The sequence below is a fragment of the Acidobacteriaceae bacterium genome (assembly GCA_028283655.1).
In the GTDB taxonomy this organism is placed as follows: Bacteria; Acidobacteriota; Terriglobia; order Terriglobales; family Acidobacteriaceae; genus Granulicella.
Window position 1 is genome coordinate 1,301,568 of record JAPWKE010000003.1, and the last position, 12,962, is coordinate 1,314,529.

The 12,962-nt window shown below is 57.7% G+C and carries 9 protein-coding genes; 6 read left to right on the forward strand and 3 right to left on the reverse strand.

Annotated elements, in window-relative coordinates; all coding sequences use genetic code 11:
- Positions 1-54: 54 nt before the first annotated feature.
- The 4 genes from clpP to lon all read left to right on the forward strand — a co-directional run bounded on the left by clpP (position 55) and on the right by lon (position 5,553).
- Positions 55-651: an ATP-dependent Clp endopeptidase proteolytic subunit ClpP gene (clpP, locus tag PW792_08335; protein ID MDE1161940.1), complete on the forward strand. Its 597-nt coding sequence runs from the start codon at positions 55-57 to the stop codon at positions 649-651.
- 194 nt (positions 652-845) lie between these two features.
- Positions 846-1,448, forward strand: coding sequence for an NAD(P)H-dependent oxidoreductase (locus PW792_08340; protein MDE1161941.1), 603 nt, complete (start codon positions 846-848; stop codon positions 1,446-1,448).
- A gap of 197 nt (positions 1,449-1,645) precedes the next feature.
- Positions 1,646-2,929, forward strand: coding sequence for an ATP-dependent Clp protease ATP-binding subunit ClpX (clpX, locus tag PW792_08345; GenBank protein MDE1161942.1), 1,284 nt, complete (start codon positions 1,646-1,648; stop codon positions 2,927-2,929).
- Between the two features lie 203 nt (positions 2,930-3,132).
- Entirely contained in the window at positions 3,133-5,553 is a 2,421-nt protein-coding gene (lon, locus tag PW792_08350; protein MDE1161943.1) for an endopeptidase La, read from the forward strand.
- Positions 5,554-5,631: 78 nt separating this feature from the next.
- On the opposite strand, the gene PW792_08355 is transcribed toward lon, so the two are convergent.
- Entirely contained in the window at positions 5,632-5,778 is a 147-nt protein-coding gene (locus tag PW792_08355; protein ID MDE1161944.1) for a lmo0937 family membrane protein, read from the reverse strand.
- Positions 5,779-5,956: 178 nt separating this feature from the next.
- Here PW792_08355 and PW792_08360 point away from each other — a divergent pair, with 178 nt between their 5' ends.
- Both PW792_08360 and PW792_08365 read left to right on the forward strand, forming a co-directional pair.
- Positions 5,957-6,109, forward strand: coding sequence for a DUF3309 family protein (locus PW792_08360; GenBank protein ID MDE1161945.1), 153 nt, complete (start codon positions 5,957-5,959; stop codon positions 6,107-6,109).
- Positions 6,110-6,263: 154 nt separating this feature from the next.
- Positions 6,264-7,529, forward strand: coding sequence for an MFS transporter (locus PW792_08365; GenBank protein ID MDE1161946.1), 1,266 nt, complete (start codon positions 6,264-6,266; stop codon positions 7,527-7,529).
- On the opposite strand, the gene PW792_08370 is transcribed toward PW792_08365, so the two are convergent.
- The gene (locus PW792_08370; protein ID MDE1161947.1) at positions 7,526-10,981 is read right to left on the reverse strand and encodes a protein kinase; all 3,456 of its coding nucleotides are present in this window, start codon (positions 10,979-10,981) and stop codon (positions 7,526-7,528) included. The genes PW792_08365 and PW792_08370 overlap by 4 nt on opposite strands.
- A 128-nt stretch (positions 10,982-11,109) precedes the next feature.
- On the reverse strand, positions 11,110-12,933 hold the full coding sequence (locus PW792_08375; protein MDE1161948.1) for a hypothetical protein: 1,824 nt from the start codon (positions 12,931-12,933) through the stop codon (positions 11,110-11,112).
- Between the last annotated feature and the right edge of the window lie 29 nt (positions 12,934-12,962).

Sequence of the window (12,962 nt, forward strand, 5' to 3'; positions counted from 1 at the left end):
GCAACGAAGAGAACCACTTCGCAAACGCAACACCTGCCGAGAAAGAGAGTGCAAATGGGACTGATTCCGATGGTGCTGGAGCAGACGAGCCGAGGAGAGCGCTCGTATGACATTTACAGCCGTCTGCTACGCGACAACATCATCTTTCTGGGCACGCCGATTGATGACAACGTCGCCAACCTGATCATCGCGCAGATGCTTTTCCTGTCTGGGGAAGACCCAGAAAAGGACATCCAGCTTTACATCAACTCGCCGGGCGGGTCGATCACAGCTGGCATGGCCATCTACGACACGATGCAGTACATCAAGAATGATGTGGTGACGTTCTGCATTGGTCAGGCGGCGTCCATGGGCGCGTTCCTGCTGATGTCCGGCACCAAGGGCAAGCGTTTCGCCCTGCCGAACTCACGCATCCTGATTCACCAGCCGCTCATCATGGGTGGTGGCATCAGCGGACAGGCGACCGAGATCGATATCCAGGCTCGCGAGATCCTGCGTATCCGCGAAAATATGAACCGCATTCAGGCCCAGCACACCGGCCAGACGCTGGAACAGATCGAAAAGGATACGGACCGCGACTTCATCATGACCTCTCCGCAGGCGGTGGAGTACGGCATTATCGACGAGATCATTCATCGACCGCGTGCGTAAATTACGAGCATTTAACGGAAAACGAGTGGCTTAGGCCACTCGTTTTCATTTCTTCACAGGCCAGAGATGCAGCCGGAAGCTAAACGGGCTAGTATTTATATCAACGCAAATATATTTGCGTCCTTGAGCAGAACCGGCTCATCCGAAGAAGTGGCGTGGTTGGCGCCAGAATCGAAACACAGGAGTTTTAGTACATGGCTACCCTTTTGAAAGTCGAAGTAAGCCCTCGTGGCGACTGGTCCGTTTCCCGCAAGCTGGGCGACCTGTACCAGGAGAAGTGGCTGGAAGCGAACCCCGGTGGAACCGTGGTGACGCGTGATGTTGCCGCCAATCCTCTTCCCTTTGTCGACCTGCAATGGATCGCGGGTGCCTATAGCCCTGTGAACGAGCACACGGAAGCCCACAAGGCGGCTCTGAAGCCCAGCGATGAGCTTATCGCGGAGCTTCTGGGTGCGGATGAAGTTCTGATCACGACGCCTCTGTACAACTTCAACATGCCTTCGGCGTTCAAGGCGTGGATTGACCACATCATTCGCATTGGCAAGACGTTCTCGGCAAGCTACGAAGGTCTAGCCAAGGGCCGCAAGGTCACGGTGATCATCGCTGCCGGAGCCAACTACGGTGCAGGTTCGCCGATGCATGGCGTGGACTTTGTGACCAGCTACCTGAAGTTCATCTTCGGATTCATCGGCATCACGGACGTGACGGTTCACATCAACGACCAGACCACCCAGGTGCTGCAGGGTACGAAGACGATCGAGGAGTACACCGCTGAGCACAACATTGCTCTGAGCTAAGTATTCGGATTGAAAAGCGGCTGCCTGGAGTCCTCCAGGCAGCCGCTTTTTGTTGTGTTCAAAGATAGGTCAGATTTATGAACCTTGATTGATATCATGTACCCCGAAATACACATGCAGCGTACGGAAGTTGGACACTTATGCCATTGACTGAGGTGTAAACTTACTGAGTTGTAAAGAAGGAGTTGCACCCGTCTATGAAGACCTCTCGGGGCATGGAAGAGTCGCTGCGTTGTTCGTTCTGCCATAAATCGCAGGATGCCGTGGCCAAGTTGATCTCGTCACCTTCCGACTATCCTCGCGCGTACATCTGCGACGAGTGCGTTGCTGTCTGCAACTCCATTCTGGAAGACGACAAGGGCGAGCAGCAGACAGGCCATGCGCCGGCGCATCTGCCGAAGCCGCATGAAGTGAAGACCTTCCTCGACGAGTACATCATCGGGCAGGACATGACGAAGAAGAAGCTCGCAGTCGCTGTTTACAACCACTACAAGCGCGTGCAGATGAACCGTGTCCGCGGTAACGATGTGGAACTGGCGAAGTCGAATATTCTGCTGGTTGGTCCGACGGGATCGGGCAAGACGCTGATGGCGCAGACTCTGGCAAAGATGCTGGACGTGCCGTTTGCGATCGTGGATGCAACGACCCTGACCGAAGCCGGTTATGTGGGCGAAGACGTCGAGAACATCATCCTGAAGCTGCTGCAGGCAGCAGACGGCGACGTGGCTCGTGCTCAGTCGGGCATTATCTACATCGACGAAATTGACAAGATTGGCCGCAAGGATGAAAACCCTTCGATCACCCGCGACGTCAGCGGCGAAGGCGTTCAGCAGGCACTGTTGAAGCTTCTGGAAGGCACCGTTGCCAACGTTCCGCCGCAAGGTGGGCGCAAGCATCCGCACCAGGAGTTCACCATCGTCGACACGACGAACATCCTGTTTATTTGCGGTGGCGCGTTTGTTGGGCTGGAAAAGGTTATCGGTCGCCGTATCGGCAAGAAGGCTCTCGGCTTCAAGGCGATTCAGGACGAGCACGACAAGGAACTCGTAACACCTATCCGCGCACAGCGTGATGCGGAGTTGCTACGTAAGGCTGAGCCGCAGGATCTGCTGAAGTACGGCCTGATTCCTGAGTTTGTTGGCCGTCTGCCCGTGCTGGGTGTTCTGGACGAGTTGGACGAGCCCGCGCTGGTCGAGATTTTGACCAAGCCGCGCAACGCCATCCTGAAGCAGTATGCGAAGCTCTTCGACTACGAGGGTGTGAAGGTCACGTGGACCGATGAAGCAGCACACGAAATCGCTCGCGAGGCCTTGTTGCGCAAGGTTGGCGCACGTGGACTCCGTATGATCCTCGAAGAGTTAATGCTTGACCTGATGTATCACGTTCCCGGCAACAAGAAGGTTCGTGAAATTGTGATCACCGATGAGATGGTCAAGAATCGCGACATCACGACACAGGTTCTGCTGGAAAAAGCAGGCTAGTCAGTAGGCACAAGAAAAGAACGAAGAGCCCGAAGGAGATCGCCTCCTTCGGGCTCTTCTCTTTTCAACGTCATACGGAGTGCGTCCGGATTTCGATGCGATGAAAGATAGGTACCCCTTATGCACCCTTGAAAGCGGGTACAATTTCCAGCTAAGACCACGTCGCATCTTTCAAGCAGTTGATGCGTCCAATCGGGAGGCCTATGGCAAACGAAGAACGCGACATCCTTACCGGCGCACAGCGCAAACTCCCGATGATGCCCATCCGTGAGATGGTGATTTTCCCGCACATGATGACGCCCTTTGTCGTTGGGCGAGAGTCAAGCGTACGAGCGCTCGAAGAAGCTCTGACGGGCGACCGTCGCATCTTTCTGGCGACACAGTATGACGCCTCCGTCGACGAGCCAACCGCGGACGACATCTACAAGGTCGGCGTGATCGGCAACATTGTGCAGTCGGTGCGTATGCCCGACGGCAACATCAAGGTGCTTGTCGAAGGCGTAGAGCGCGCGCAGGCCACGAACGTCAACGACGAAGATGGCTTCTTTGTGGCCACCGTCACGACCTCGCAGGCAGAGCTGCAATCGACTCCCGCGACCGAGCAGCTTGTCTCGCGCGTGCATCAGCTCTATGAGCAGTACAGCAAGCTGCAGCAGTCACTGAACCAGGAAGCTGCCGCTGCCCTGCGCACGGACGAGCCTGCAAAGCTGGCAGACGTGATCGCAGCCAATCTTTCCCTGTCGATCGAAGAGAAACAGCAGCTGCTAGAGGTCTTCGACCCGGAGCAGCGTCTGTCTCGCGTCGCAGACACGCTGGACATCGCCATAGAGAAGCTCAACATGGACCGCACCATTCAGGGCCGCGTGAAGCGGCAGATGGAGCGCGCTCAGAAGGAGTACTACCTCAACGAGAAGATCAAGGCGATCCAGAAGGAACTGGGCCGCGGCGAACGCTCGGAGTTCGATGAGCTGAAGAAGAAGATCGACGAGTCCGGCATGCCCAAGGACGTGCTCGAAAAGGCAACGCAGGAGCTGAAGAAGCTGGAAGCGATGCCGCCGATGTCGGCTGAGTCCACGGTGAGCCGTAACTACCTCGATTGGCTGCTGGCCGTGCCGTGGCGCAAGAAGTCGAAGGAGATCCGCTCCATCGATAACGCCGAGCAGGTGCTGAACGAGGACCACTACGGGCTGGAGAAGATCAAGGACCGGATTCTCGAGTTCCTCGCCGTGCGTCAACTGGTGAAGAACCCGAAGGGTTCGATCCTCTGCTTCGTCGGGCCTCCGGGTGTCGGTAAGACCTCACTCGGTATGAGCATCGCGAAGGCAACCGGCCGGAAGTTCGTGCGTATGTCGCTTGGCGGTGTGCGTGACGAGGCCGAGATTCGCGGGCATCGCCGCACGTACATCGGCGCGCTTCCCGGACAGATTATCCAAAGCATGAAGAAGGCTGGAACGAAGAACCCGGTCATCATGCTGGATGAGATCGACAAGCTCGCCAGCGACTTCCGTGGCGACCCAGCGAGTGCCCTGCTGGAAGTGCTTGATCCCGAGCAGAACTCGACATTCCAGGACCACTATCTCGACGTAGAGTACGACCTGTCGCAGGTGCTGTTTGTTGCGACCGCCAACGTGCTGCACACGATTCCCGGCCCTCTGCAGGACCGCATGGAGATTCTGCGCCTTACCGGCTACACCGAGGTGGAGAAGCTTGAGATCGCCAAGCAGTACCTGGTGAAGAAGTCGGTTGAGGCGAATGGCCTGACCGGCGAGCAACTCACCTTCACCGATGACGCACTGCGAGATATCATTCGCTACTACACGCGCGAAGCAGGGGTACGTAATCTCGAACGCGAGATTGGCAATGTCTGCCGCAAGATCGCTCGCAAGGTCGTTAAGGACGCCAAGCACAAGGAAGAAGTTACGGCTGTAGCGCTGGCCGATCTGCTAGGTGTGGCAAAGTATCGCGACTCACAGATACACGAGCAGAATGAAGTGGGTCTGGTTACCGGCCTCGCCTGGACAGAGATGGGTGGAACCATTCTGCAGACCGAAGTACAGGTGCTGGACGGCAAAGGCAAGATGACGCCGACCGGGCAACTGGGTGACGTGATGCAGGAGTCCGCTCAGGCAGCCCTGACATGGATTCGGTCGCGTGCGCATCACCTTGGCCTGCAGAAGGACTTCTACCGCAACCTGGACATTCATATCCATGTGCCGGAAGGTGCGATTCCCAAGGATGGCCCCTCTGCTGGTATCACGATGGCAACGGCATTGGCTTCTGCTTTGACCAAGATCCCTGTTCGTCGCGATATTGCGATGACCGGAGAGATTACGCTGCGTGGCAAGGTGCTTCCGATTGGCGGGTTGAAGGAGAAGCTGCTGGCGGCACATCGCGCTGGGATCTTTGAAGCCATCATGCCTGCGGACAACAAGCGGGATTTTCAGGATCTGCCTGAACTCATCCGGAATGAGATGAAGCTCCACTTTGTGGAGAGCATGGATGAAGTGTTGGAGATCGCACTGGCTGGGAAACTGCAAAAGCTCGAGGACGAGTCACCTACACCCTTGGAGCAGATGCCTCCCCCGGCGGCACATGATTCGGTGCCCTCCAGTGCTCGACAGTAATCCTGGCTAGAAATCCTGTATGGGAAAAACAAAGGCCGGGCCGCCAAGGCCCGGCTCATTTGTTGTGCGATGAATGTATCAGGATTTACGGCCGGTGATCAACTGCATAACCAGCGAAATGACCGCAAAGATGATGAGCAGATGAATTAAAAACCCGCTGATGTGCATGACGAAAAAACCGCCGACCCAAAGCACTAAAAGAATGACAGCCAAAAGGATAAACATATCGGAATTCGCCTCCAAAGCTGTGGTTTCACCACATGCTTCCACATTGCATGAGAGCCAGATTGAAAGCCTGAAGTTGCTTGCTCAAATTTCAGCTGACGTTTTTTCTGTCAGATAACTTCGTCCGTAAATTTCTGCATCTATGGCAAGGGAAAGAGATTCCTTCTGAGGTGCAGTGATGATGTTGATTTTGGTTATTGTTCTCGTCCTACTGCTGTTTGGCTCGTTCCCTGTGTTCCCCTACTCGCGGAACTGGGGCTATCGCGGTAGCGGATTGCTGGGTACGATCCTGACCATCGTTGTCATTCTTTGGCTTTTGAACTGGGTATAGAAAACGGCAGAGCCTCCATCGGATGGAGGCTCTTTTTCTATCGTGCCAAGATGTGGAAGCTATCTGAATGCTGCTATCGTCAGATAGTAGAGTGGCAGAGCAAAGCACAACAGATATAGAAGGCGTGGCAAAGCTATCGCGCGTAGGAGAGGGATTGCGGGCGTTTCGCTCTCGCAACTTCCGCCTCTTTTTCACCGGTCAAAGCATCTCGCTGATTGGTACGTGGATGACGCGTATCGCAACTGGCTGGCTGGTGTACAAGCTGACGCACTCGGCAAAAATGCTGGGAATTGTGGGTTTTGCGGGACAAATTCCTACGTTTCTGCTGGCTCCATTCGCTGGTGTGTGGATTGAGCGGATGGACCGGCGCAAGCTGCTGGTGTGGACGCAGGTACTTGCCGGCATTCAATCGCTGACAATCGCTTTCCTCACCCTGGCCAAGGTCATCACCATACATGAACTGCTGCTACTGAGTGCGTGTCAGGGGATCATCAACGCGTTTGACATGCCGGGACGGCAGGCAGCGCTGGTCAAGATGGTCAACGACCGCGAATCGCTGCGTTCAGCGATTGCTCTGAACTCTTCGATGGTGAACATTGCGAGGCTGATCGGGCCAGCTATCGCCGGGCTGCTGATTGCGGCCGTTGGCGAAGGCTGGTGCTTCCTGGTGGACGGCCTGAGCTACATTGCGGTGATCGCTTCCCTGCTGATGATGAGGCTCGATAGCTCCAAGGGAGTCAGCAAGGCCCCACCCAAGATGATTGAAGGGCTGAAGGACGGATGGGCGTACGTTTCGACGTTTCTGCCTGTCCGAACGATTCTGCTGCTCTTTGCGGTTGTCAGCCTGATGGGCTTTCCGTACATGGTGTTGATGCCGCTATTTGCTTCCGATGTACTGCACGGCGGGGCGCATATGCTGGGCTGGCTTTCCTCAGCAAGCGGGATAGGCGCGGTGATTTCTGCGATTACGCTTGCGCTGCGGCGTGGCGTGCGCGGGTTGACCCGAATGATCCAGATTGCCTGCTTCCTCTTTGGTGGCGGCCTTATTCTGCTGGGCTATTCTCATTGGTTTGTGCTGTCGATGGTGGCGCTGTTGTTTATCGGCTTTGGGATGATGCAAGGTATCGCGGCCAGCAATACGGTGATTCAGACGCTGGTTCCCGAGGACAAGCGGGGTCGCGTGATGAGTTATTACACTGTAGCGTTTGTAGGTATGGCTCCGTTTGGAAGCTTGCTGGGAGGGACGTTGGCAAACCGCTTCGGACCGCAACACACGGTGATGTTGACGGGAGCCGTCTGCATCCTGGGTGCGGCATGGTTCTCGACGCAACTGCCGAAGATCCGCGAGGAGATGCGGCCAGTCTATGAGGAGCTAGGCATTCTTCCGAAGAAGCCGCTGGAACCCGCTGTCAACAGCTAGTGAACGCTGCCGTTCCGGGCTTCCGCCGCGAGAGGAAAGCTGGCAGAGGCGGATGGGATCAGTTGCAGATACTTGGCATACGCTGCCGCGCTGTTATCGTGATCTCCGCTGGCGTTGTACGCACGAGCAAGGCCGAGTTGAGCGAGCGGATAGAGCACAGGATTCACCAGCGCGGTGGAACCACCATGCTGCAGAACGAGTTGGAACTCCGCTACGGCATCTGCTGATTGATGCGCCTTGAGATGAATGAGGCCACGAAGATAAGGTGCGAAGGAGATGATGTCCGCCTGTCGTGCGTTCAGGAGCGTATGCAGCCCAGCCGCAGAGTCTCCTGACTTCCATTGGATGACGGCCTGTAGCGAAGGAATGTAGCTGTTCTTTGCGAGGTATGACTCTGGATACGTTCGGTTCAACTTGTCCACGCTTTTGCGAGCTATATCGAGGTTTCCGCAGAGAGCGCTGGCAAGACCGGAGCGAAACGTCGCCTCGGGGCCGAGTGGGTACGCTTGAGCGCTCTGAACAACGCCGGGAACCTGTCCGCAGTTCTCCAGAAGCGCCATGTCGAGAGCCTCATGCGAGAGAGCATTTCCTGCGGTGGAGAACAACGGAGGATGCGTTCCTGCTTCTGCGGCCACGCCCTGCCATAGTCGATAGGCTGCATCGGTATCCCCAAGTGCGGCCAGCAGGGATGCCTGCATCGAGCCTAGAGTGGCGTTCCCCATTGCTGGAGTGGAGAGGTCGATGGGGCCTTGTTGATTGCTTTGCAACCATGTCAGCAAGAGCTTGAGTTCAGGGGCAGCCGCGCCATTGGGGCCGGCGTGGTTAAGCATTGCAAGAGCGGCACCAAAACGTTCCTGCCCGATCAACGCACGTGCTCCTATGCGGTGAGCGGAGACGTCGTAGGGTTCGCGCGAGAGAGCACCATCTGCGGCCTGTCCAGCTTCAGAAAACTTGCCTTGCTCCAGCCATGAAAGCGCAGTGAAAATGTGTGCCCGAACGCTGTGAGGATGGTCGGCGAGAACCGCCTGCGCAGAGCTGGCTATGGAGTTCAAGTCGCCTGTTACGTTGAGAGCGAACGTTGCCGCGGCAAGGTGCTGCATACGGTTTGACGCTCTGCTGGCTGCGGTTTGCGCAGAGGTGGATGCCTGAGCTGCTGCGACTTCTGCACTCTCGCGCCGGTATAGATCTGCAAGCTGCAGCCATGCGGGAGCAAAGTGAGAGTCCAGCGAAGTAGCATGTTCGAGAGAGGTGGAAGCTTCATCGAACTGCCCGCGCGCAAGCTGATTGGTTCCCTGCGTGTAGGCGTTCAGGGCGTCGAGGTTGCTGGAAGCTTCGCGCGAAAGCGGAACGGCCGTGCGGGTGACGTCATCGTTCACTTCACCGCTCGCGGTACGAAGATCGACGACGAGACGGTCAATAGCGTCGACGACCTGCTCACGGCTTTGCGCAGTTTCGTCCATGCGGAAGGCCTCAGCCCCCGTACCCACCATGATGATGCGCACGGAGACGACGTACGCGTTGCCGTTGCGATGGATCGCAGGTTGCAGAAGCTCTGTGACCAGAAGCGACTGTGCTGCGCGGCGGACGTCTTCAAGGGCGAGTGTGCTCGAGACCTGAAATCCTGCCGATTGTAAACCTGCGTCCAGTGTGGCCTGATCCTCCACAAGGAACTGTGGCGACTGCGCCAGATCAAAGAGAATGCCTGCGCTGAGAGCGCCACTCAGGGCGGAGTCTCCCGTTGTATTCACAGGAGAAAGCAGAGCCAGGGGGATGATGCGCGAAGTATCCGTGGCGACCCGATGCGGCCAGAGCTGCCAGGCCACGAAGCCGATAGCTGCCATGAAGACAAGGCTGAATGGAAGCAGCCACCAGCGCTGCCTCGGAGTCTCTGCCTCTGGCAACGCGGAGACGGGAGGCAATGGTCGCAGAGGCGGTTGCAGGATGTCTGCGGGCTCAACCTCTTCAATGCGCGAGAAGCGCGGCGCAGGACGCGAACTCTGCTGCCGGGGAAAGTGAATGACCGGAAGCGAATCACGCGACTGCGGCTTGCGAGCCGACTGCGGAACAATCGGCCTGGATGGCGCGGCAAATCGTTGCTCGTTCGGATCGTATGCAGGCTCTGCTCCCTCGGCGACAAGGCGCGTCTGCGGAGGCAGGAATTCGTCGTCTGGCGGCTGTGCCCCTGCCGTCTTAGGAGCCACTGGGGTTGCAGACTCCGTTTTTTCAACCTCAGGACTCTTTTGCTCCGCCGCTATGTTGTGAAATGCGGAAGACTCGAAGGCTGCACGCATGACAGCGCTTTCGCTGTCGAGAACTCGCCGTACGGGACGGATAAAGTCGTCGCTTGAGTCCTTCGAAGCATCCTTGGGCGGTGCGGGCTCTGCTTTTGCGATCCGGTGTGTCGAAGAAGCCGGAGCACTGGGGTTGCGTTCCATCTGGCGTAAGGCACGGATGGCAGGTTGCGTTGGAGGAAGAGAAGCCTGTGAGGAGTCGCTGCTCGAAGTTGGCTTGGACGGGGCGATCGGAATCTGGCGGCTGCTGAGTGCCGGAGGCGCGACAGAAGGCATTGGACTGCGGCGAGCTAAAGGGGTCGCGCGTACTGCAGACGATCCCGACAGGCCGAGTTTGGCCAGAGCATTGACGACGTCCTGCCCGTCCTGAAAGCGTAGAGTTCTATCCTTTTCCAGAAGCCGGTGAATGATGAGTTCAAGGCCTGAGGGAATGCCGGGATTCTGGTCGCGGATGAGTGCGGGTTCGCGGGAAAGCAGCTCAACGAAGACCAGCGCGCTAGTGGCGCCATGAAATGGGACGCGACCGGTTGCCATCTCGTAGAGAATGACGCCGAGAGAAAAGAGATCGGAGCGAGGATCGAGTTGTTCGCCGCGAGCCTGCTCGGGAGACATATACGCGACGGTGCCAACGGTCGTTCCAGTGTGTGTGAGGTCAAAGATCGACTCGCCGTAGGCTTCCACCTTGGCCAGACCAAAGTCGAGCACCTTGCTGCTGAAGCCGCCACCGGGCTTGTCAACGAGGATGATATTCGCGGGTTTGATGTCGCGATGGACGATACCGCGAGCGTGTGCCGTCGAGAGAGCATCCGCGACCTCTGTGCCGACGCGAACGATTTCACTGAGCTGAATATCGCCGGCATTGATACGGTTGCGCAGCGTTTCGCCCTTGAGCAGCTCCATGACGAGAAACGGATCGCCGTCCTGCTCGCCGATGTCAAAGATGGTGCAGATGTTCGGATGGTTCAGGCCAGAAGCGGCGCGGGCTTCCTGGAGAAAGCGTGAACGCATCTCCGGCGTAGCGTACTCATCACGAAGGATCTTGATGGCGACGTCGCGCTGCAAACGGCCGTCCCACGCAGAGAAGACGAGTCCCATGCCGCCCGTACCGAGGCGACCGAGTATCTCGTACGGACCAATTCTCTGCCCTACCTGAGGCACCATGCAGCGCCGTGTCTCCTCTTCCGCTCAGCCTATGCGAACGCCCTAATGATACCTGCGCCGTGTGATGAATACATGGACGATTGACGGAGCCCAGCGGGGGTTACCCGGGTTGATTCGTCGGGTCTGCGTCAGGGGCGTTTCGCCGCGCAGTTGTAGAGCATGATCGGTGTGTCCCCGGCCTTGAGCACAAAGGTATCCGTCAACGTACATGCGCTCACGAGTTGATCTAGTGCGTAGATGAGGTCTCGCTGGCCACTGCGATGGCCGTGACGCCAAATACGCTCGTCGTCCAGCAGATCAGACTCCGTAGGACGGGCGTAGAGGATGGCCTTGGGAGGATGCGCAAGAAGGCGCGCCGCTTCTTCACGCGCAAAGCTGTCGGGGATGACGTCGATGTTATGTGAGCCAGCGCGTGTCGGCGGATTGCGATCCGCGAGTGCGTAGATCAGCCCAAACTCGGGGTATGTGAAGACTGTATCCTCAGGCTTTGGAGCCGCCTGCTGCATCACCTCGGTCGTTCGGTCGAGGAGCCGAGCAGTCTCCGCCGGGAAGCGCATTCCGCGAAGTTGCGGAATATTGGAGCGCACCGTCGCGAAGCGGACCGCGGGCTCTTCCTGATGGTTGAACGCGAAAGGCAGCTCAAGCTTCTCGCGAATCTGGATAAAGATCATTGCCGCGGCGACGAGATAGAGGAAACGGCGTCCCCAGAGTCGCGTGCCGTCATGGGCTGCAGCCAGCAATAACGCGAGCCCAGGCAGAGTCATCGCCTCAAAGGCAGGCCATGAGAGCGAAAGCGTAAAGGCTACCGACCAACCAACAGCCGCAAAGAGCGCGAGCTCCCAATTACGCGCCGCCAGAGGCCTGCGAGCGAAGGAAAGTGCGATGGCGACCAGCCCTACGATGCTCGTGCCAATAAAGGCGAAGTAGACAGAGGCTTTCCCGAAGTCTTCCAGTGCAGGTAGCGACGTGAGCGCTAGCGCACACGCTGCAGCGATGACAACGAAGCCTGCAAGCGCGAAGCTTCTTAGCGAAGCAGAGGGGGCTGCCGAGGGCTCAGCGCGAAGGTTGCGAAGGATAGCTGCCAGAGAAACAGCAAGCGCAAGAACAGCCAGCAGCACCCATATAGGATTGCCGATGGCGACGGAGAGTTCTCGAGTGAGGAACTCATGCGCTCCGGAGGCTTTGGCCTTGGGGCCAGCGACGAAAAGCATGTGCAGCGCGGAGCCAAGCACTCCCAGATGCTGCAGGTAGAGAGCCACCACCGCGATAGGCAGAACAAAACCGGCGAGGTAGCTGAGCTTTACCAGCACAGCGCGGCGCAGCGCAAAGAGATGCCATGTGCTGGCAGCGAGCAGGATCAACACGGCTACCGCCGTACCAAGTCCAACCGTCTGCTTGGTGAGCGAACTGATGGCTGCGGCAGATCCCGCCAGAGCCGCGAACAGCGACGCGCGGCGAACGGAAGAGGCACGCATGGAGTAGCAGGCAAAGAACCCACAAAGGATCGCAAAGAGGATGGCATCGTGGTTGTACGACGCCAGGGGGTCCGTGCGATCGCCTGCCGAAACGATGATCGTAACCAGCGCGGCGAGGGCAGACGCGATGCGCGTGAAGTAGCGGCGAAGCCAGAAGAACAGCACCCCTGCGATGAGCAGCCGTTCCACGACGCCACAAAGCCGTGTGACGAAAAGAGTCTTGCCAAAGAGCCCGAGTTCTATTGCCGACTTGATCTGGTTAAACGGTGGCCCGGCTGTGTAGTAGTCGCGATAAGGCAGGCGGCCAGCAAGGAAGGCTAGCCCGCCGGTGTACTCTCCGTCACCCGAGCGAAGCGCCGCAAAGCGGTTGAACCAGCAGAGAAAGAAGAGTGCGGCCAGCAGAAGCACGACGGAAAGCGCGAGCCAGTCGGCGCGACGACCAGCGTCAGTGGTGCGGGGTTCGGAGATCGTGCTCACAACGGTTGAGCGTAGCAGAAACGCACGCT